The sequence below is a fragment of the Streptomyces sp. NPDC049879 genome (assembly GCF_044461265.1).
Classification (GTDB): Bacteria; Actinomycetota; Actinomycetes; order Streptomycetales; family Streptomycetaceae; genus Streptomyces.
This window is the reverse complement of record NZ_JBITKT010000003.1, coordinates 105,370-126,789: the sequence shown is the minus strand read 5'-3', so window position 1 is coordinate 126,789 and position 21,420 is coordinate 105,370. Positions and strand designations below refer to the sequence as shown.

Below are 21,420 nucleotides of genomic sequence, written 5' to 3'. Positions count from 1 at the left end.
TCCGCTCCACCCGTCGGCGGAGGGCGTGAACAGCCGGACGGGGGAGGGGCGCGAACCGCCCGGACCGTCACGCGGACGGCGCCGGGGACGACGTACCCACCGCCCACCGCCCCGGGCCGGAGCCGACGCCGGCCGGCCCGGTGTCCGGCCGGGCATGCGCCCGTCGGCGGCGGCCCCTCCCCTTCGCCTCAGCGCGTCACGGTGCCCGCCTCCGCCTCGGCGGACGCGAGACCGGCCAGGTCGGGCAGCCCCTCCCAGTCGCCCTGCGTCGCGACGCAGACCGCCCCGACCGCCGTCCCCCGCGCCATGCGCGCCGCCTCGTCCAGACCGGACAGCAGCCCCGACAGATACCCCGCCACGAACGCGTCGCCCGCCCCCACCGGATCGACCGCGCGCACCCGCAGCGCCGCCGTCCGCACCGTGCCCGCCGCCGACACCGACACGGCCCCCGCCGCCCCGCTGGTGACCACCACCGTGTCAGGACCCATCGCCCGCAGCGCGTGGCACGCCTCCTCCGGCGTCGCCCTGTCGTCCCCCGTCAGCATGGCCGCCTCGTCGTCGCTGGCGAACAGCACGTCCGTCAGCGGCACCAGCGACAGCAGCGTCTCCCGCGCCCGCTCGCGCGGCCACAGCCGCGCCCGGTGGTTCAGGTCGAACGAGACGATCCCGCCCGCCGCCCGCACCCGGCGCGCCGCCTCCCGCACGGTCTCCAGCGCCGTCGCGGACAGCGCGGCCGTGATGCCCGAGGTGTGCAGGACGCGCGTCCCGTCCAGCAGGTCGTCCGGCAGGTCGCCGGGGGACAGCCGCGAACCGGCCGATCCGGCACGGTAGTAGTGCACCCGCGCCTGCCCCGCGACCGGCTGCTCCTTCAGCATCAGCCCGGTCGGCGCCTCCCCGTCGGTCACCGCCCGCACGTCCAGGCCCTCCCCGCGCAGCCGCGTCCTGACGAGCGCCCCCAGCTCGTCGTCCCCGACCCGGCCGACCCACGCCGCCCGGTGCCCGAGCCGCGCCGCGCCCACCGCCACGGTGGACTCCGAACCGGCCACCGACAGGCCGAGCCCCCGCGCGTACCGCAGCGGCCCCACATGGTCCGCCGACAGCGTCGCCATCGTCTCCCCGACGACCGTCAGCTCCACGCCGTTCCCGCCGCTCATGCCGCGTCCTCCCCGGCGAGCCGGACGAACTCCGCCGCCCGCTCCCGCAGCGCCCCGAGCGGGCCGCCCGCCAGCGCGTCCCCCAGCAGCGGCGAGCCGACCCCGACCGCGACGGCGCCCGCCGCCCGGTACGCCGCGACGTCCGCCGTCATCACCCCGCCGGTCGGCACCAGCGGCACGTCCGGCAGCGGCGCCCGCACCTCCGCCACGTACGAGGGCCCGAGCCGCGTCGCCGGGAACAGCTTCACCGCCGTCGCCCCCGCCCGCCAGGCCGCCAGGATCTCCGTCGGCGTCATCGCGCCGGGGAACGCCCCGAGGCCCGCCTCGCGCGCCGCGCCGATCACCTCCGGGTCGGTGTGCGGCGAGACGACGAACCGCCCGCCCGCCTCCGCCGTCGCCCGTACCTCGTCCACCGTCGTCACCGTCCCGGTGCCGATCCACAGCCGGTCGCCGAACTCCCCGGCCAGCGCGCGGACCGCCGCCAGGCTGCCCGGCGTCGGCACGGTGATCTCGACCAGGCGCACGCCGCCCTCCGCCAGCGCCCGTACGGCGTCGACGAGCGGAGCGTCCGCGCGGGCGCGCAGGATGGCTATCAGTCCGTGGCGGCGCAGCGCCTCGCCGAGTGACTGTCCGTCATAGGTGGTGCTCACGGGGTCTTCCTTCCCAGTGGTGCGTTCGCGCGGGGCAGGATACGGGGGAAACGGGGGAAAACCACGATCCGTTCCCCGCCGCACCGCGCTTATCGACAACGAGATGCGTTTTCGCTCCATCGGGTGATGTTCACGACCGGGTCTCGTACGGTCCGCCGACCCGGCACACCCTGAAGGGACAAGGCACGCCTGCGCTCCCCCCACGGAAGGGCACCACCGCCATGTCCGAGCAGAACGAGCCCCTCTCCTTCCCGTTCGAGGAGACCGGCGGCATCGCCATCCACCCGCGCTACGCCGAGCTGTACGACAAGCCCCTCGTCCGCGTGCGCATGCCGTACGGCGACGACGCCTGGCTCGCGACCCGGCACGCGGACATCCGGCAGGTGCTCTCCGACCCGCGCTTCGGCATCGTCGCGACGCGCGGCCAGGACCAGCCGCGCGCCCGCCCGGGGGCGCGCGTCGGCGACGGCCTGTTCTCCATGGACCCGCCGGACCACACCCGAGTACGCCACGCCGCCGCCCGGCACTTCACCGCCCGCCGCATCCACCTGCTGCGCGAACGCGTCCGCGAGATGGCCGAGGGGCTCCTCGACGCCATGGCCGCCGCGGGACCGCCCGCCGACTTCATGACGGCCTACACGATCCCCCTGCCCACCATGGTGATCTGCGACCTGCTCGGCATGCCGCCCGAGGACCACGAACGGGTCTGGGCCTGGGGCCACAGCATCATGTCCAACACCGCGACGGCCGAGGAGGTCGGCGCGCACTTCGCCGCGTTCATGGCCTACATGAAGGACGGCGTCGAACAGCGCAGGCGGTCGCCCGGCGACGACCTGCTCACCACCCTCGTCCAGGCCTGCGACGAGGACGGGCAGATCACCGAGCGCGAACTGCTCGGCCTCACCGCCGACCTGCTCGGCGCCGGGTTCATCACCACGACGAGCGAGCTGACCGACTTCCTCTACGTCCTCCTCACCCACCCCGACCAGTTCGGCCTGCTGCGGGACAAGCCCGAACTCGTCCCCGGCGCCGTCGAGGAGCTGATGCGGTTCGTCCCCGCCCTCACCGCCACCTCCCTGCCGCGCTACGCGACCGAGGACGTCGAACTCGGCGGCGTCACCGTGGCGGCCGGCGACCCGGTGCTGGTCGCCATCTCGGCGGGCAACCACGACCCCCACGCGTACGACGACCCCGGCCGCTTCGACATCCGCCGCGAAGGGCCCGCGCACCTCACGTTCGGCCACGGCGCGCACTACTGCATGGGCTCCCACTTGGCGCGCATGGAGATGCAGGTGACGCTCGAACTGCTCGTCCCCCGCTTCCCCGGCATCCGCCTCGCCGTCCCCGACGAGACCCTGCGCTGGCAGCCCTCCCGGCTCATCAACTGCCCCGAGGAACTGCCCATCGCCTGGTGAACGCCCCGCCCCCTCCGAGACACGAGGAGGAACGCCCCCGGTCCCCGCCGCAGCGGCGGGAACCGGGGGCGTCGCCCGTGGCGCGGCCCGTCAGGGCGTCACAGCTTCACCAGCACCTTCCCCCGGTGCGCCGCCGGATTGACGTAGATGTTGCGGTACGCCACCGGCAGGTTGTCGAAGCCCTCGTAGACCGTCTCCTCGAAGGCGATCTCCCCGGCACGCACCAGGCCGCCCACCTCCTCGTGCAGCGCCGCGAGGTTCTCGTCCGTGTACCACTCCTCGGCGAACACGCCCCGGATCGTGGTCCGCGGGAACATCACGTACGGCAGCAGCCGCGGCCCGGTCCAGTCGCCGTTGACCGTCGTGGACCACTGCCAGCACACCGCCACCCTGCTGTGCACCCGCAGCATCCGGAACACCGCGTCGGTCACCGCGCCGCCCAGGTTGTCCAGGTAGCGGTCCACCCCGTCGGGCGCGGCCGCCGCCAGCGCGCGGTGCACGTCGTCCACCGCGTCCCCGTGCCGGTAGACCACCACCTCGTCGAAGCCGAGGCGCTTCAGGTACGCCGCCTTGCCCTCCGAACTGGTCGTCCCGATCAGCCGCGCCGCCCCCGCGCGCTTCGCCAGCTGCCCGGCCAGGGTGCCGACGATCCCCGTGGCGCCGCTGATGACCACCGTGTCCCCCGGCCGCACGTCGAGGAAGTGCCGCATCGTGCCCCACGCGGTGATCCCCGGGCTGCCCATGATGCCCAGCGCCGTGGACAGCGGCAGCCGGTCGTCGTAGTGCGCCGGGTCCAGCTTCCGCAGCGGGGGCAGCCGCAGCGGGAACTCGCCGCCGTCCCACGTCCACGACTTCCCGTCGCTCACCAGGTGCGTGCGCCAGCCGCCGAAGCCGCGCACCAGGTCCCCGGGCCGGAACACCGCGTCGGGACCGGCCGTCACGACCTCCATGATCGAGTCGCCCACCGCGTGGGAGCCGATCGGCAGCTCGTGCGAGAGGCCCACCAGGTACGGGTCGATGGACACGTACCGCGTCGCGAGCAGCATCTCGTCCGCCGCGAGGGACGACGTGTCGAGGTCCTCGGCGACCTTCGCGTACAGCCGGTCGACGTCCGGCACGCCCGGGACGCGCTCCCGGATGGCCCACTTCTGGATCTTCATGGTCACGCGCTCCTCGATGTGGTGCCGACGGTGGCAGGGCTCGTGGGGGGCGGGCCATCGGCGGACGGGGTGCCGCCCGGCACCCGGGTGGCGTCCTCGGACGGCGGCTTGGGACCGACCGCGATGATCCGCTGCGTGGGGAGCGGCAGGCTCTCGTCGATCTCCGCCCGGAACTCCTTGCCGTCGTCGCGGCAGACGAACTGCATCACCTGCCGCCCCGCGGCCACGGCCCGGATGAGGCCGCCGACCGTGACCCACACGCCCGACATGTAGAAGTCGGACAGGCCAGGCAGCACCGGCCCGTTCTTCTTGATCTCGACCTCCAGGGTCTCGCCGCCGTCCATGAACGGCTGCCAGCCCGGGAACGCGCCGTTGTACACGCCCGTGTAGCGCACCTGCGTCAGCGGCGTGGACACGTCCCGCACCGCGATCGCGTCGCGCATCCCGGGATACCGCTCGTCGAGGAACTTCTCGACGGTCATGCGGACCTGCCGCTTCGCCAGCGTGTACCCCTTGCCGTGCCGCACCGGCAGCGTGTGCAGCGTCCCGCCGCGCCGCTGCCGGCTGGCCCGCTCGGGGCCCTCCCGCAGCTCCCGCCACGGCGCGGCCTCCGAGAAGTACGTCGCGTAGATGACCGTGGTCTCCTCCGGCGACAGCTCCGGGTAGTGGATGCTGCGGAACTGCACGTTCATGCTCGGGTGCCGCATCCCCACCATCTTCGCGGCCGTCTCCTCGTCGAGGAGGTGCGTGGTGCACGGATCACCCTCGGGGAACGGGCGCCGCAGCCCCAGGAAGACGCTCACGTACCCGGGCGACAGCATGCCCGGCTCGTCGATCGTCTCCGTGTACAGGCGGCGGTACGTGTCGTTGAGGTAGCGCCCGTCCAGCATCTCCAGCACGGTGGCGCGCCCGTCCGCCGCCGACACGACGATGTCGGCCCGCAGTTCGCGCCCGTCGCTCAGCCGCACCCCGACCGCGTGGTCGTCCTCCACGAGGATCTTCTCGACCAGCGCGTTGTACGTGATCTCCCCGCCGAGGTCCCGGTAGCGGCGCTCGATGGACCGCGCCAGGCCCATCGACCCGCCCTCGGGCACCCCGGCGGAGCCGCACGCGTGCGACGCCAGCTGGAAGTAGAACGGCAGGACCGGGAAGTCGGCGTGCCGCTCGTACAGCATGTAGTTGAACGCCTCGCGCAGCAGCGGGTGTTCGAACTTCGCCGAGTAGTCCGTCATCAGCTCGGTGAGGGACTTGCGGATGGTGTTGAAGTACGGCGTGAACGACGCCATCATCCGCCACCGCTCCCGGCGCCCCATCAGCCCCACCGGCTTCAGGAACGGGTAGACGGCCAGCGCCCGTTTGAAGGTCCGCAGACCGTCGCAGAAGTGCTTGATCCGCCGCCCGTCGCGGGGCGAGATCTCCCGGAGGTGGGCCTCCAGGCGGTCCGGGTCGGAGTAGAAGTACACCGACTCCCCGCTGCGCGACCGCACGACGTTGAACACGTCGAACTGCCGCATCTCCTTGCCCTGCAGCGCCCCCAGCTCCAGCCAGACCTGGTGCATCTCGTTGCCGGGGCCGCTGCCGAGCAGCCAGCTCACGCACCAGTCGAACGTGAAGTCGCCCCGGTCCCAGGAGGTGCAGGACCCGCCGGGGATCTCGTGCATCTCCAGCACATGGGTGCGGTAGCCGTTCATCCGGGCGTAGCAGCCCGTGGCGAGGCCGCCCAGGCCACCGCCGATGATCAGCATCGTCTCGCGCGGGCGCCGCGCGGCGCCCCCGGTCTTCTCAGTCGTCATGCGCACCGTCCGTCAGGATGTCCAGGGTCAGCCGGGCGTTGGCCGCGGCGTGGTCGGCGTCGAGCAGTTCGGCGTGGGTGCCCGAGCCGCGCAGCACCGCGGTGCCGCCGGTGGCACTGCCGTGCCAGCCGCGTTCGAGGCCGGGCGCGTACAGATCCGTCTTGTCCTCGTCGGCGATCACCGTCAGGGCCGCCGCGACCGTGCCGGTGTTGGGCGTGGCGGCGGCGAACTCCAGGTACTCGCGGGCCTGTTCCATCGTCTCGGCGGCCAGCTCGTCACTGCCGGTGTGCCGCCGCAGGTGGTCCCGCAGCTCCTCCTCGAACGCCGCGACGTGCTCCGGCCCGAGGTCGTACGCCTCCGGGGTGCGGAACGTGTCGAGGATCACCAGGTGCCGCACCTCGCGGCCCCGCCGCTCCAGCTCCCGCGCGACCTCGAACGCCAGGTTGCCGCCGAGCGAGTAGCCGAGCAGGTCGCACGGCCCCTCGGGCTGGAGCGTGCCGACGAGGTCCGCGTACGCCGCGACCTTCCCCGGGCCCGCGACATAGTTGAACGCCACGACCTGCCGCCCCGCGAGCCCCTGCGCGAAGCGCCGGTAGACCAGCCCGTGCCCGCCCGCCGGGGGGAAGGCGAACAGCACCCGCTCGCGGTCCTGGTGGAAGCGCAGGAACGGCTCCGCGCCGTCGAGCCGCCCGGTGATGACGTGCTCGAGGGTCCGCGCCATGCCGTGCAGCGTGGTCACCTTGAACAGCTCGCTCACCGGCACCGACACGTTGAACTCGCCCCGCAGCCGGTGGATCAGCTCGATCAGCCGGATCGAACTGCCGCCCTCGGCGAAGAAGTCGTGCCGCAGCCCGGCCCGTTCGAGGCCGAGCAGCGCGCACCAGTGCGCGGCCATCCGCTCCTCGTACAGCGTCACCGGCTCCTCGAACTCCGTGCCGCCGCTGTCCGGGTCCGGCTCGGGCAGCGCCGCCACGTCCACCTTGCCGCTCGGCGACAGGGGCAGGCGCGGCAGCGCCACGAAGCGCGCCGGGATCATGAAGGTCGGCAGCTCCTCCTCCAGGCGGTTGCGCAGCGCGCGGCTGTCGAGCGCGGTCCCGGCGGCCGGGACGCAGTACGCGACGAGCGCCCGCTCCCCGCCCGCGTCCTCGCGCACGGTCACCACCGCCTGGTCGAGCCCCGGCCAGGCGGCGAGCCGGGTCTCGATCTCGCCGATCTCGATCCGGTGCCCGCGCACCTTCACCTGGTTGTCCGCCCGGCCGATGAGGTGCACGCAGCCCTCGTCGTCCCAGTGCGCCAGGTCACCGGTGCGGTACAGCCGCACGGGCGCGGCGTCCCCGCCCCGGCCGAGCGTGCGCGTGACGAAGCGCTCGGCGGTCAGCGCGGGGTCGGCCGCGTACCCGAGGGCCACGCCCGCGCCGCCGATCCACAGCTCGCCGGTCACACCGGGCGGCACGGGCACGCCGTGCGCGTCCAGCACGTACAGCTCGCTGCCGGGGAACGGCCGCCCGATCGGCACCATGCGGCTCGGCTCCAGGTGCCCGGCCGGGCCCTCGAACCAGGCGCTGTCGACGGCCGCCTCGGTGAGCCCGTAGCTGTTCACCACGCGCGTGTCAGGACCGGCCAGGGCGCGCAGCCGCTCGTACTCGGCGACCTTCCACGCGTCCGAGCCGACGACCAGCAGCCGCAGGAAGCCGAGCCCGGTGCCCTCCTGTTCGCAGTGCGCCATCAGCGCCCGCGCCACGGCGGGCACGAACTCGCCGCAGTCCACGCGCTCGTCGCGCAGCGTCGCGTACAGCCCGGCCGTGTCGAAGAGCAGGTCGCGCCCGATCAGCACCAGGCGGCCGCCCGAGCACAGCGCGCGCACCAGGTCGCCGGTGAACACGTCGAACGGGAACGCCGCCAGCTGCGCGTGGCACCGCACCTCGGTGTCCAGCCGGTACTCGCGGCGCCATCCCTCGTACACCGACGCCAGGTTGCGGTGCGCGACCCGCACGCCCTTCGGCCGCCCCGTGGACCCCGACGTGAACACGACGTACGCGGGGGAGTCCATGCCGGGGAAGCCGTCGGGCTCGCCCGGGTCGGCGCCGCGCGGCGTGTCCAGCCGGGCGGGCGGGATCGCCGGGCCCGACAGCCACGCCGGGTAGTCGCCGTCCACGACGGTCAGCACCGCGCCGGCCGTCTCCACCATGTACGCCAGCCGGTCCGCCGGATGGCCCGGGTCGAGCGGCAGGTAGGCGCCGCCCGCCTTGAGGACCGCGAGCAGCGTCACGATCAGCTCGGGCGACTTCTCCAGGCACAGCGCGACGACCGCGCCGTTCCCGATGCCGTGCTCCCGCAGCCGGTGCGCCATCGCGTTGGCCCGCGCGTCCAGTTCGCCGTAGGTGAGGTGCCTGGCCGCGCCGCGTCCCGTCGCCGGGACCGTCACGGCGACCGCCTCCGGCCGCTCGGCGGCGGCCACGGCGATCAGCCGGTGCACCGGCTCGTCCGCCGCCACCGGCCGCCCCGCGCCGCTGAACTCGCCGAGCAGCCGGTCGTACTCGGCCCCGCCCAGCATGTCGAGCGCGGCCACGGGCCGGCTCGCCCCGGCCCGCGTCAGCGAGTCGAGCAGCCGCCGGTAGTGCTCCGCCATGCGCCGCATCGTCGCGGCCACGAACAGGTCGGTGTTGTACTTGAACACGCAGTGGAACCGGCCGTCGGCCGCCTCCTCGTACGCCGACAGCGTCAGGTCGAACTGACCCTCCTCCTCCGGCAGTTCGATGTACTCCAGCCGGTAGCCGTACTTCTCGGTGGCCACCTTGTGGTGCAGCAGGATGAACATCGCCTGGAACACCGCCGACCGGCTCGGGTCGTGCTGGAGCCCCAGCTTCTCCACCAGCAGCGTGAACGGGTACTCCTGGTTGTCGAGACCGCCGAGCACCACCGTGCGCACCTGGTCGAGCAGCTCCGCGACCGTCGGCCCGCCGGACAGGTCCACGCGCAGCGGCAGCGGGTTGACGAAGTAGCCGTAGACGGAGGCGAACTCCTCCTGCGTCCGGCCCGTCACCGGGCTGCCGACGACGATGTCGTCCTGCCCCGACCAGCGGTGCAGCAGCAGGTAGTAGGCCGACAGCAGCACCATGAACACGGTCGTGTTGTGCTCGCGCGCCAGCGCGTGCACCCGCGCGCTCAGGTCGCCGTCCAGCGTGAAGAACTCCGACGCGCCGTTGTGCGTCTGCACCGCCGGACGCGGCTTGTCCGTCGGCAGCGTCAGCACCGGCACCTCGTCGGGCAGCCGCCCGCGCCAGTACTCCAGCATGCCGTGCGCCTCGGGACCGGCCAGGAACCTGTTCTGCCAGTTGAGGAAGTCCAGGTACCGCGCGGTGACGGGCGGCAGCTCCGGCGCCTCACCGGCCCGCAGCCCCTCGTACAGCGCCAGCAGTTCCTCGATGAACGTGAACGTCGAGATGGCGTCCGAGACGATGTGGTGCACCGCCTTGGTGATCACCCACCGGTCCTCGCCCCGCCGGAACAGCCGGAACCTGACCAGCGGGTCGCGCTCCAGGTCGTACGGCTCGCGGTACTCCCGGATGATCATGGCGTGGATCTCCTCCCACGCCCTGCCCTCCACGTCGAACACCTCGAAGTCCGGCACGGCCTCGGCGGAGATCCGCTGGACGGCCTGCCCGTCCTCCAGCACGAAGTTCGCCCGCAGCACCGGGTGGCGTCCCAGCAGCCGCCGGAACGCCTCGGCCATCAGGTCCGGCCGGAGCGCGGTCCGCACCTCGACGGCGCCGCCGATGTTGTACGCGTACCCGTCCGGATGCAGGTGCCGCAGGAACCACAGCGCCTTCTGGTTCTGCGTCAGCGGGAAGCGCGTCTCGTCGGTGTGGACCTCGACGGCCGCCTCGCCGCCGCCGTCCGCCCCGGCCGCCACCAGCGCGGCGAGCCCCTCCCCGAGCCGGTCGATCAGCTCGTCGGCGGGCGCGCCGCTCAGCAGCGTCACCACCGGCAGCGACACCCCCAGGTCACTGTGGACCCGGGCGCGCAGCTCCATCGCCAGCAGCGAGTCGAGCCCCAGCCTGCTCAGGCTGACCGCCGGGTCGAACCGCTCGGCGTCCACCCGCAGCACCGCCGCGACCAGCGCCGTGAACCGCGCGGTCAGCAGCCGCCGCCGCTCGCCCTCCGACGCCGCCCGGTACGTGTCGAGGAAGCTGTCCGCCGCCCCGGCCCCCGGCGCGTCCCCCACCACGGCCAGCTCCGCCGTCAGCGGCGGCGGCTCCGGGTACCAGGCGAGGAACGTCGGCCAGTCCACGATGGACGCCACCAGCAGCTGCGCCCTGTCCTGGCCGATGACGCGCTCCAGCACCGCCATGCCCGCCTCCGGCGTGAGCGAGCCCATGCCGCGCTGCCGCCGGTAGTGCTCGATCAGGCCCAACTCCTCGATCATGCCGGTGGCCCAGGGCCCCCAGTCGAGGCTGAGCGCGGGCAGCCCCCGGGCGCGCCGGTGGTGCGCGAGCGCGTCGAGGAACGCGTTGCCCGCCGCGTAGTTGGTCTGCCCCGCCGTCGTCAGCACGGCCGCGACCGACGCGAACAGCACGAAGTGCTCCAGCGGTTCGTCCGCCAGCTCCCGGTGCAGCAGCCAGGCGCCGACCGTCTTCGGGTCGTGCACCGCGCCGAACGTCGCCCGGTCCATCTGCGGCACCATCGTGTCCCGCACCTGCCCGGCGAGGTGGAACACCCCGCGGACCGGCGGCCCCGCCTCGGCGCGGTACGCCGCGAGCCAGCCCCGCAGCGCCGCCTCGTCGGTGACGTCCACCGGCGCCACGATCGCCTGCGCGCCCAGCTCCTCCAGCTCGCGCACGAACGCGACCCGCCCGTCGTCCGCGTGCTCGCCGCCCCAGCCGGCGCGGGCGGGCAGCGGCGTGCGGCCCATCAGGACCAGCCGCCGCGCCCCGCGCCGCACGAGGGTGCGGCACAGCAGGCGGCCCAGCGCGCCGAACGCGCCGGTGACCAGGTAGCTGCCGTCCGCGCGCAGCCGCAGCGGAAGCGGCCGCGTCATCCCCTCGGCGGGCACCAGCCGGCTCGTCAGGCGCCGTCCGGCGCGCAGCGCGATCTCCTGCTCGTCCCCGTCCGCCTGGCCGGACATCTCCCGCAGCAGCGCCTCGGCGTCGGCGCGCGGGTCACCGGAGGCCGCCGGGTCGAGATCGACCAGCTTGCCGCGGTGCGGCGTCAGCTCCTGCTGCCACAGCACCCGGCCGATGCCCCAGGCGCGTGCGCCGAGCGGCGCCACGTCGTCCCCGGGCGCGACCGCCTGCGTGCCACGGGTGGCCAGGTGCAGCCGCGCCCCGCCCCCGCCGTCCAGCAGCGCCTGGGCGAGTGCGACGACCGAGTACGCGCCCGTGTCGGTGTGGAACGCGGTGCCGCCCGCGCCCGCCTCCGGCAGGCCGAGCCCCAGGTTCCACAGGTGCGCCACCGCGTCGAACCCGCCGCCGGTGTCCGCCAGGACGGCCCGCAGGTCGTCGGCCGAGCCCGGCACCACCGCGGACTCGCCCGCCGCCGCGTCCGTCCGGTACGCCGCGCCAGGGCGCACCAGGTGGCAGCGGCCGCCGCGTTCCCGCACCAGCGCCGCCAGCGCGTCGCCGACGCCGCCGGGCGGGTCGGCCAGCACGAGCACCGAGCCCGGCGGGTCCTGCGCCGCCTCGCCGGACTCCGGCAGCTCGCGCCACACCGGCTCCGTCAGCCAGCTGTCGACCGTCGCGAGGCCGACCGCCGTGGACGCCTGCTCGACGTCCCCCGCGCGGAAGCCCTCGACCCGGCCGAGCGGCAGGCCGTCGGCGCCGTGCAGGGCGATGTCGCCGGTCAGCGCGTCACCGGTCTCGCGGGTCACCACCGCGTGCGCCCAGATCTCCTGGTCGCCCACCGGCCCGAGCCGCACCTCCCCGATGGACAGCGGCAGCCGGATGCCGTCGCCCGCCGTCCCGTCCTTCAGCAGCGCCGGGGTCAGCAGCGCCTGGAAGCAGGAGTCGAGCAGCACGGGGTGCACGTGGTGCCCCGCCGCGTCCCCGGCCAGCACCTCCGGCGGCCGGATGCGCGCCAGCGCCTCACCGGGACCGATCCACACCTCCTCGATGCCCTGGAACGCGGGCCCGTAGTGGTAGCCGAGCCCGGCCAGCGCCGCGTAGCACTCGGGCCCCGACAGCCGCCGCGCGCACCGCGCCCGTACGGCGTCCGCGTCCAGCGGCGCGCCGCCGCTCCGGCGCTGGCCGGCGCGGACCACGCCCGTCGCGTGCACCGCGGGCTCCGGCAGCGCCGCGCCCGCCTCCCGCACGGTCGCCACGCGGAACGCGGCCGTCCCCGTCGAGAACGACAGCTGCACCGCCTTCGGCGCGTCCTCCGGCAGGAACAGGCCCTTGCGCAGCTCGACGTCGGCGAGCGCCGCCGAGGCCGCGTCGCCGGTCAGCGCGCGGACCGCCTGCGCCGCCATCTCCAGGTAACCGGCCGCGGGGAACAGCACGTTGCCCTGCATCCGGTGGTCCGTGAGGTACGGCAGCCGCTCCGGGTCGAGCGCCACCTCCCAGGCGGGCTCGGCGCCGTCGAGACGTCTGCCCAGCAGGGGATGGTCCACCCGGCCGAGACGCACCCGCTCCACGGGCGCGGGCTCCGTCCAGTAGCGGTCGCGCCGCCAGGGGTAGCGCGGCAGCGCCACCGGGCGGCCCTGCGGCTGGAGCACGTGCCAGTCCGGCTCTACGCCAAGCGAGGCCAGCGCCGCGAGCGACAGCGCGAACCGCTCCCGCTCGTCCTCCTTGCGCCGCAGCGACGGCAGCACGACGCCCTCCGCCTCCCGGCTCTCCAGGCACTCGCGCACGGAGTGGCCCAGCACCGGGTGCGGGCCGATCTCCAGGAACAGCTCGAACCCGTCGTCGGCCAGCCGGTCCACGGCCGCGCGGAACCAGACGGTCTCCCGGACGTTCTCCCACCAGTAGTCGGCGTCCAGCTCCGGCCCCAGCGCCACCGCGCCCCGCCGCGCCGTCAGGTACAGCGGCACGCGCGGCTCCTGCGGCTTGAGGCCCTTCAGCGAGCTGAGCAGCTCCTCGCGGATCGGGTCCATCGCCGCGCTGTGGTAGGGCACCTCGACGGTCAGCTGCCGCGCGAACAGGCCCTCCGCCTCCAGCTCGGCCGCCAGCGCGGCGAGGTCGTCGGGGTCCCCGGCGAGGGTCAGCGAACGCGGGCCGTTCACCGCCGCGAGCGACACCCGCCCGTTGAACTCCCGGACGCGCTGCGCCGCCTCGGCCTCGCTGAGGTCGACGGCGAGCATCGTGCCCGTGCCCGCCAGCCGGTGCTGGAGGCGGCTGCGGTGGACGGCGATGCGCACCGCGTCCTCGAAGCTGTACACGCCAGCCTCGTAGAACGCCGCGATCTCGCCGGTGCTGTGGCCCACGATCGCGTCGGGCACGACTCCCCGGCTGCGCCACAGGGCCGCCAGGCCGATCTGGAGCGCGAAGTTCGCGGGCTGCGCGAGCCATGTCTCGCCCATCCGGGACGCGGACTCGTCCGCCGCCAGCTCGGCGGCCAGGGACCAGCCGGTTAGCGCGGCGATCTCGCGGTCGCACCGGTCCACGACGTCGCGGTACACCGGCTCGGTCGCGTACAGCTCGCGGCCCATGCCCCACCACTGGGGGCCCATGCCGGTGAAGACCCACACGAGACGGCCGCGCAGGCCGTCGCGCCGCGTGCCCGCCAGGACGCGCGGGTGCGGCGCGCCGCGCTCGGCGGCGGCCAGTGCCTCGTCCAGCGACGCGCGGTCCGTGTAGACCACCGACAGGCGGGACTCCAGGTGCTGGCGGCGGTGCGCCAGGGTGTGGCCGAGGTCCTCCAGCGTGACGTCCGGCAGTTCGCGGCGCACACCGGCGGCGATCTCGGGCAGCGCCTCGGGGGCGCGGGCGGTCAGCGGCAGGACGCTGTACGCGGGCCGGTCGGGGGCGTTTCCGTCCGGGGCCTCGCGGGCGGGCGGCTCCTCCAGCAGGACGTGCGCGTTGGTGCCGCCGAAGCCGAAGGAGTTGACGCCCGCGCGGGCCGGTCCCTCGTGCGCGGGCCACGGCGTCGCCTCACGCGGGACGGCGTAGCCGAGTTCGTCGGGGTCGAGCGCCGGGTTGAGCGTCTCCAGGTTGATGTGCGGCGGGATCACGCCGTGCCGCAGGCTCAGCGCCGTCTTGATGAGGCCGGCGATCCCGGCGGCGGACTCGGTGTGCCCGATGTTCGACTTGACCGAGCCGACGTACGGCGTGCTGCCCGGCTTGCGCCCGATGGCCAGCGCGCGGCCGAGCGCCCCGGCCTCGATGGGGTCGCCGACCGGGGTGGAGGTGCTGTGCGCCTCCACGTACTGGAGCCCGCCGGGTTCGATGCCCGCCTCGGCGCAGACCTGCTCGATCAGCCGGACCTGGGCGTCCGCGCTCGGCACGGTGATGCCGTTGGTGCGGCCGTCCTGGTTGACGCCGCTGCCGATGACCACCGCGTGGATCGGGTCGCCGTCGCGCAGCGCGTCCTCCAGGCGCTTGAGGGCGACCATGCCGACGCCCTCGGCGCGCACGTACCCGTTGGCCGAGGCGTCGAGCGGGCGCGAGCGCCCGTCGGGGGAGAGGAAGCCGCCCTTGGTCTCGGCGATGGTGTACTGCGGCGTCATGTGCAGGAGCGTGCCGCCCGCGAGCGCGAGGTCCGTCTCGCCGTCGCGCAGGCTGCGGCACGCGAGGTGCACCGCCACGAGGGACGAACTGCACGCCGTGTCCAGGGAGACGCTGGGGCCGCGGAAGTCGAAGCAGTACGAGATGCGGTTCGACACCATCGTCATCATGGTGCCGGTCGCCGTGTGCGCGGCGAGCGTCTCGAAGCTCAGGTCGGAGAACTGGAGGATCTTCCAGTCGAGGGTGAACGCGCCGACGAAGACGCCGACATCGGTCCCGGCCAGCGCGGCGGGCCGCTGCCCGCCGTCCTCCAGCGCCTCCCAGGCGACCTCCAGCAGTTTCCGCTGCTGGGGGTCCATGTGCTCGGCCTCGCGGGGGCTGATGCCGAAGAACGCGGGGTCGAACTCGTCGAAGCCGTCGATGTAGCCGCCGCGTCCGCCCACCAGCCGGCCGGGCTTGGCCTTGTCGCGGCTGCCGAGGGTGGCGACGTCGTAGCGGTCGGGCGGGGTCGGGGTCAGGCAGTCCCTGCCCTCGATCAGATTGCGCCAGAAGGAGCGGTGGTCGTTGGCGCCGCCGGGGAAACGGCAACCGATACCGACGATGGCGAACTTGCCGGGTATGGGCTGGGGGACACGTGAACGGTCCGTCATCAATTACCTCGCGTGAAGGCGCTGGGAAATGCTGGGGAGAGCGGTCCCCTTCTCCGGCGTTCTCCGGTGCCGGGCGGACGGCCCGGGGTGACGATGCCGGAACGGGGTAATCAGTAATTCCGATTGCCTTACCCATGCATGTCCGACGGCCGCACCGCCCCGGTTCCGCGGGGGACGGGGTGGCGGGCGGCATGAATCATGCATATGTGCGACCGAATCGCCGTTGATCGGTCGTTGGGATTGTGTGCTCCCCCCGCACTTTCCATGCGCACTGGGAATGACTTTGCCCGTTGATTGACTCATGTGAGGGGCGCGTGTGCGGCTCTTCGTCTCACTGTCATACCAACGGGTGATGGTTCAGATGTCTGTGCGATTTTCCGAATGGTGAAAAGTGAAAGGGGACGGACGGCAACTGCCGCGCCGGGAAAGGGAAAAGGCCGCGCCGGAGGAAAGGCGCGGCGGCGCGGTCCGGTATGGCGCCGGACGGGCGGAGAAAGCCGGGAGACGGCCGGGGGAGGGCCGGGAAAGGGCGCGGTGACGGCGCGGGTGCCACCCCGGCGGCGCTCGTTGCGCGGGCACGGGGAGGGCGTACGGCGTGCGCGCCGTGCCGCGCGAGCGGTATGCGGACGATGCGCGGCCGCTCACACCAGGGCGCCCCGGAGCGCGCCTGCGGAAGCCGCGGCGTCCCGGGGGCGCGGCGGAGCCTGGGGGTGGGGGAGGAGCGCGGGCGCGGCCCCGTGGGCCGCGCCTGGCGCCCCGGTCAGCGCGTCTGGGCGCTCTGCGGCGTGATCCCGACCTCGGACATGTAGGCCGACAGCACCAGCCTGCCGATCGCCGGGTAGGCGCCCAGCGGCTGCGCGGTGGGGCAGCCGGCCTCCTCGGCGGCGGCCTCCAGCAGCCCCTCGGGGATCTCGGGGCCGATCAGGCAGGGCGCGAGCGCCAGTTGCTGCGACCCGGCCTCCGTGAGCTTGCGCGCGGTCTCCGTGACCGCGCCCTCCTGGTCGAGCGCGGCGGCCAGCACAGGCACCGCCAGCCGCGCCGACAGCAGCATGCCGGTGATCCCGGCCGCCTGCACCGCCTCGTCACCGCCCGCCGTCGCGAGCACGATGCCGTCCGCCGCCGTCGCGACGGTGAACAGCCGCGCCCGGTCGGCGCGCGCGAGCCCCGCCTCGGACAGCCGCACGTGCACGGCCTCGGCCAGCAGCGGGTGCGGTCCCAGCACGTCGGTCAGCACCGCTCCCGAGCCGCTGCCGAGCACCTCCTGCCGCAGCACGCGCAGCCGGGCGCCGTCCGGCCCGGCGAGCAGCGGCACCACGACCGCCGACGGCTGCTGCTCGGCGGACTCGCCGCGCTCCGCCGCCACCCGCGAGAGGACCCCGGCGAGCGTGGGGAACTCCCCGGCCTCGCCGTCCGCGCCGCCCTCACCGGCGGCCCCGCCCTCGGTGAAGCCCAGCCTGGCGTCCAGGCCCGGCAGCTCCGAGCGCGCGATGCTCAGCACCTCGTCCGCGAGGGAACGGGCCTCCGCCGACGGCCCGCCGGGCACGGCGAGCACCAGCGCGGGCGCGTCCTCGGGCGCGGACACGGGCTCCGGCCGGCGGTGGCGTCCGGACTGTCGGGGACGCGGCATGCGTACGGGAAGGCCGTGGGACGGCGCAGAGGGGGAGCTCATGCCGCCGCATGTTAATGCCTTGATGTGCTTGGCTGTTCTTCCGGGGGGACACGGGGGAGTTCTGTCCGGAAATATCCCGCGCGTCGGTGTGGGCGTCCCCGGCGGCGTGTTTACGCGCTCCCTGGTCACGGGCCCGCGCCGGTGACGCGGAGCAGCGCCGGGTCGCGGGGCAGCCGCAGCCGTCCCGCGGCGAGCCGCGCGGCGATCAGCAGGGCGCCCGCCAGCGGCTGCCCGGCCGCCTCCCGCACCGCCGCGCCCGGCAGGCGGCGCGCCAACTCCTCGCGCAGCGGCCCGAGAAGCGGCTCGCCGAGACCCTGCAGCCCGCCCGTCAGAGCGACTTCACCCCCGCCTCCACCCTCGCTCTCGCTTCCGCCGCCGTCCGCCGCCGGGCTGACGGCAGCCGCCGTTCCCGCGATCTCCCGCGCCGCCGCCCGCAGGATGCCGCGCGCGACGGGATCGGGCGCCGCGGCGGCGGCGCAGCGCGCCACCTCCGGCGCGAAGGAGGCGAGCACGGCGGGCCGGTCGCTCCGCGGGTACAGCCTCCCCGGCAGGCCCGCCGCCGGGCCGAACACGGCCTCGGCCCGCGCCAGCAGCGGCGCCGAGCCGCCGTCCCTGCCGTCGTGCGCCCGCAGCGCCGCATCGAGACCCGCCCGGCCGATCCACGCGCCACCGCCGCAGTCGCCGAGGAGGTGACCCCAGCCGTCCGCGCGCCGCCAGGCCGTCAGGTCCGTGCCCAGGGCGATCAGTCCGGTGCCCGCCGCGACGACCGCGCCGGGCCGTTCGCCGACCGCGCCCGCGTAGCCCGTCACGGCGTCGGCCGCCAGCGCGACTGCCGCGGCGCCCACGGCGTCCCGCAGCGCGCCCGGCAGCCGTTCCCGCAGCTCACCGCCCAGCGTGGCCATCCCCGCCGCCCCCACGCACACGGCGGCCACCCGCGGCACGGCACCGGCGGCCGCGCGCAGCGCGCCGAGCGCGGGCAGCAGCAGGTCGAGCAGGTGCCCGGCGTCGATCCCCGCCTCACCGGTGCGCACCGGCGGCGCGGTCACCGGCTCACCGGCCGGGACGGGCGCGCCGTCCGGGCCGACGCGGGCGAGCGCCACCCGGAGCCCGGAGCCGCCGGAGTCCACCCCGGCGACCCAGGTGCCCGCCCCGGGCGGCGCGGCGGTCACGGCAGTTTCCAGTCCACGGCGGCCGCGCCCTGCTCCTCCAGCAGCGCGTTCGCCCGGCTGAAGGGGCGTGAGCCGAAGAAGCCGCGGTCGGCGGACATGGGGGAGGGGTGCGCGGATTCCACGCTCGGTACGGCGCCCAGCATGGGACGCAGGTTACGGGCGTCGCGCCCCCACAGGATCGCGACCAGCGGCCCGCCGCGCGCGACGAGCGCCCGGATGGCCTGCTCGGTGACCTCCTCCCAGCCCTTGCCGCGGTGCGCGCCCGGCCGCCTCGGGGCGGTGGTGAGGGCGCGGTTGAGGAGGAGGACGCCCTGCTCGGTCCAGGGCGTCAGGTCGCCCGTCGAGGGGCGGGGGAGGCCGAGGTCGCGGTGCAGTTCGAGGAAGATGTTCTCCAGGGAGCCGGGCAGGGGCCGGGTCTCGGGCGCCACCGAGAAGCTCAGCCCCACCGCGTGCCCCGGTGTGGGGTACGGGTCCTGACCGACGATCAGGACCCGTACCTCGTCGAAGGGTTGCTGGAAGGCGCGCAGGACGTTCGCCCCGGCCGGGAGGTATGTGCGCCCGGCCGCGATCTCCGCGCGCAGGAAGTCCCCCATGGCGGCGATGCGGTCGGCCACCGGGGTGAGAGCCGTGGCCCAGCCAGGCTCGAGGATCTCGTTCAAGGGTCGTGCTGCCACGGTCGGTCACCCTACTGGCGCAGCACGTGCCCCGTCCTCCCGGCCGCCCGTCAGGCCGCCCTGCGGTACTGGAGCGGCAGCACCTCGCCCGTGTGCCCCAGCTCGCGGGCGGCGCGCAGCGGCCAGTACGGGTCGCGCAGCAGCTGGCGGCCGAGCAGCACCGCGTCGGCCTCGCCCGCGGCGAGGATCTTCGCGGCCTGCGCCGGTTCGGTGATGAGCCCGACGGCGGCCACGGGCATGTCGGTCTCGGCCCGCACGCGCGCCGCGAACGGCACCTGGTAGCCCGGGTCCGACGGGACGGCGACGCCGGGCACGTTGCCGCCCGTCGAGACGTCGAGCAGGTCCACGCCGTGTGCGAGCAGGTCGGCCGCGAACCGCACGGTGTCGTCCGGCGTCCAGCCGCCCTCCTCCAGCCACTCGGTCGCGGAGATCCGGAAGAACAGCGGCAGTTCGTCGGGCCACACCGCGCGCACGGCGTCCACGACCTCCAGCGGGAAACGGGTGCGGCCCGCGTAGTCGCCGCCGTACGCGTCGGTGCGGCGGTTGCTCACGGGGGAGAGGAACTGCGCCAGCAGGTACCCGTGCGCGCCGTGCACCTCCGCGACGCGGAAGCCCGCGTCCAGCGCGCGGCGCGCGGCGTCCGCGAACTGCTGCGCGATCTCGCCCATGCGGCCGGTGGTCAGCTCCTCGGGCAGGAGGTGCCCCTCGGCGAACGGCACGGGGCTCGGCCCGACGACCGGCCAGCCGCCCTCGTCCTGCCGCAGCGGCCCGCCGCCGTCCCAGGGGCGTCCCGTGGACGCCTTGCGCCCCGCGTGCGCGAGCTGGATCCCGGGGACCGCGCCGTGCTCCGTGATCGCGCGGGTGACGCGGCGCAGGGCCTCGGTCTGCCGCCCGTTCCACAGCCCCAGGTCGTACGGGCTGATCCGGCCCTCGGCGCTGACCGCCGTCGCCTCCGTGAGGACGAGGCCGCTGCCGCCGACCGCCCGGGTCGCGTAGTGGGTGTGGTGCCAGTCGGTCGCCACGCCCGCGTCCTCGCCCGACGCGGGCGACGAGTACTGGCACATGGGGGCCATCCACACGCGGTTGGGAAGGGTCAGCGAGCGCAGGGTGAGGGGCTCGAACAGCGTGGTCATGCGGCGTTCCTCCGGAAGAGGGAGCGGGAGCGCGGGCTTGTACGACATCTATCGTACTACCTGGCGGGCAGCCGCCCCGGCCCTCGTACACTTGGCCGCATGACGACCTCCCCCGGCGCCGGCACCGCGACGACCGGACGGGACCTCCCCCATCCGCCGGGCGACGCCATCCGGCTCGACCAGGTGCTCCACGCCCTCGCCGACCCGGTGCGGCTCGCCATCGTCGCCGCGCTGGCGGCGGACCCCGGCGAGGCCCTGCCGTGCTCCGCGCTGCCCGTGCCGGTCACCAAGTCCACCGCCACGCACCACTTCCGCGTGCTGCGCGAGAGCGGCGTGATCCGCCAGTGCTACCGCGGCACGGCCAAGCTCAACGAGCTGCGCCGCGCCGAGCTGGCCGGCCTCTTCCCCGGCCTGCTCGACGCGGTCCTCACCGCCGCCGCCCGCGAGGGCGAACGCGGACGGCAGGGCGCCGCGACCGCCTGACCCCCGCCGCCCCGCTCAGCCGAGGCCGCGCATCCGGTCGATCTCCACCGACTGGTCGGCGATCATGTCGGTGGCCAGCTGGGCGACCTCCACGTCGTTGCCCGCCGACAGCAGATCGGTCGCCATCGCCACCGCGCCCTCGTGGTGCGCGACCATCAGGTCGAGGAAGAGCGCGTCGAACTCCGCACCGCGCGCCGCCGCCAGCTCCGCCAGCTCCTCCTCCCCGGCCATCCCGGGCATGGCGTGATCCGCGTGCGCGTCGTCCCCGCCGCTGCCGTCGTCCGCGCCGGTGCCCGCGTTCCGCGTCACCCAGGCGTTCATCACGTCGATCTCGGGGCCCTGCGCCGCCTCGACGCGCGCGGCTATCCGCCGTACCGCCTCGTCCTGCGCGTTCTCCGCCGCCAGCGCCGCCATGTCGAGGGCCTGCTGGTGGTGGACGGGCATCATGCGCATGAACGCGAAGTCCGCCGCGTTCGGCTCGGTGCCCTCCTCGGCCTCCGACCGCGCCTCCTCGGGCGAGAGCGTCCGCGCCGGGTCGCCCGGTCCCTCCGGCGCGATGACGCCCGGGGTGCCCCCCTCGCCCGAGCCCCCGGCGGAGCCGCCGCCGTCCGGCGAGCCGCCGGAGCAGGCGGCGGTGACCGCGAGTGCCAGCGCGGCGGCGGACAGGGCGGCGATCCGGATCCTGGTGGTGCGGCGCTGCGTCAACGGTCCTCCTGTGAACGGGGTGTTGCCGGTTCCGGCGACCCTTTTGATATGTACATGCGATGGGCAGGTATCGGAGGATCTCTTTCTTTCCAGATCTGTTCCGATCAA

The 21,420-nt window shown here is 74.8% G+C and carries 12 protein-coding genes; 2 read left to right on the top strand and 10 right to left on the bottom strand.

The window, feature by feature from the left end; all coding sequences use genetic code 11:
* Positions 1 to 188 precede the first annotated feature (188 nt).
* On the bottom strand, positions 189 to 1,154 hold the full coding sequence (locus tag ACIBPC_RS11635; RefSeq protein ID WP_398843230.1) for a sugar kinase: 966 nt from the start codon (positions 1,152 to 1,154) through the stop codon (positions 189 to 191).
* Positions 1,151 to 1,804, bottom strand: a complete 654-nt coding sequence (locus tag ACIBPC_RS11630; RefSeq protein ID WP_398843228.1) for a bifunctional 4-hydroxy-2-oxoglutarate aldolase/2-dehydro-3-deoxy-phosphogluconate aldolase — start codon at positions 1,802 to 1,804, stop codon at positions 1,151 to 1,153. The genes ACIBPC_RS11635 and ACIBPC_RS11630 overlap by 4 nt, the downstream gene beginning before the upstream one ends.
* 221 nt (positions 1,805 to 2,025) lie before the next feature.
* Here ACIBPC_RS11630 and ACIBPC_RS11625 point away from each other — a divergent pair, with 221 nt between their 5' ends.
* The gene (locus ACIBPC_RS11625) at positions 2,026 to 3,219 is read left to right on the top strand and encodes a cytochrome P450 (protein ID WP_362959188.1); all 1,194 of its coding nucleotides are present in this window, start codon (positions 2,026 to 2,028) and stop codon (positions 3,217 to 3,219) included.
* Positions 3,220 to 3,317: 98 nt separating this feature from the next.
* On the opposite strand, the gene ACIBPC_RS11620 is transcribed toward ACIBPC_RS11625, so the two are convergent.
* From ACIBPC_RS11620 to ACIBPC_RS11590, 7 genes are all read right to left on the bottom strand, one after another.
* Entirely contained in the window at positions 3,318 to 4,379 is a 1,062-nt protein-coding gene (locus ACIBPC_RS11620) for a zinc-binding dehydrogenase (RefSeq protein WP_398843224.1), read from the bottom strand.
* A gap of 2 nt (positions 4,380 to 4,381) precedes the next feature.
* Positions 4,382 to 6,172, bottom strand: coding sequence for a phytoene desaturase family protein (locus tag ACIBPC_RS11615; protein WP_398843221.1), 1,791 nt, complete (start codon positions 6,170 to 6,172; stop codon positions 4,382 to 4,384).
* Positions 6,162 to 15,479, bottom strand: coding sequence for an amino acid adenylation domain-containing protein (locus ACIBPC_RS11610; protein ID WP_398843218.1), 9,318 nt, complete (start codon positions 15,477 to 15,479; stop codon positions 6,162 to 6,164). The genes ACIBPC_RS11615 and ACIBPC_RS11610 overlap by 11 nt, the downstream gene beginning before the upstream one ends.
* 760 nt (positions 15,480 to 16,239) lie before the next feature.
* Positions 16,240 to 17,148, bottom strand: coding sequence for a hypothetical protein (locus ACIBPC_RS11605; protein WP_398843215.1), 909 nt, complete (start codon positions 17,146 to 17,148; stop codon positions 16,240 to 16,242).
* Between the two features lie 125 nt (positions 17,149 to 17,273).
* The gene (locus ACIBPC_RS11600) at positions 17,274 to 18,317 is read right to left on the bottom strand and encodes a BadF/BadG/BcrA/BcrD ATPase family protein (RefSeq protein ID WP_398843212.1); all 1,044 of its coding nucleotides are present in this window, start codon (positions 18,315 to 18,317) and stop codon (positions 17,274 to 17,276) included.
* Positions 18,314 to 18,991, bottom strand: coding sequence for a uracil-DNA glycosylase (locus tag ACIBPC_RS11595; protein WP_362959205.1), 678 nt, complete (start codon positions 18,989 to 18,991; stop codon positions 18,314 to 18,316). The genes ACIBPC_RS11600 and ACIBPC_RS11595 overlap by 4 nt, the downstream gene beginning before the upstream one ends.
* A gap of 50 nt (positions 18,992 to 19,041) precedes the next feature.
* Positions 19,042 to 20,124, bottom strand: coding sequence for an NADH:flavin oxidoreductase/NADH oxidase (locus ACIBPC_RS11590; protein ID WP_398843209.1), 1,083 nt, complete (start codon positions 20,122 to 20,124; stop codon positions 19,042 to 19,044).
* Between the two features lie 99 nt (positions 20,125 to 20,223).
* Between ACIBPC_RS11590 and ACIBPC_RS11585 the strand changes: the two genes are divergently transcribed.
* Positions 20,224 to 20,607, top strand: a complete 384-nt coding sequence (locus tag ACIBPC_RS11585) for an ArsR/SmtB family transcription factor (protein WP_398843207.1) — start codon at positions 20,224 to 20,226, stop codon at positions 20,605 to 20,607.
* A gap of 15 nt (positions 20,608 to 20,622) precedes the next feature.
* On the opposite strand, the gene ACIBPC_RS11580 is transcribed toward ACIBPC_RS11585, so the two are convergent.
* Positions 20,623 to 21,312, bottom strand: coding sequence for a DUF305 domain-containing protein (locus ACIBPC_RS11580; protein ID WP_398843205.1), 690 nt, complete (start codon positions 21,310 to 21,312; stop codon positions 20,623 to 20,625).
* Positions 21,313 to 21,420: the final 108 nt, after the last annotated feature.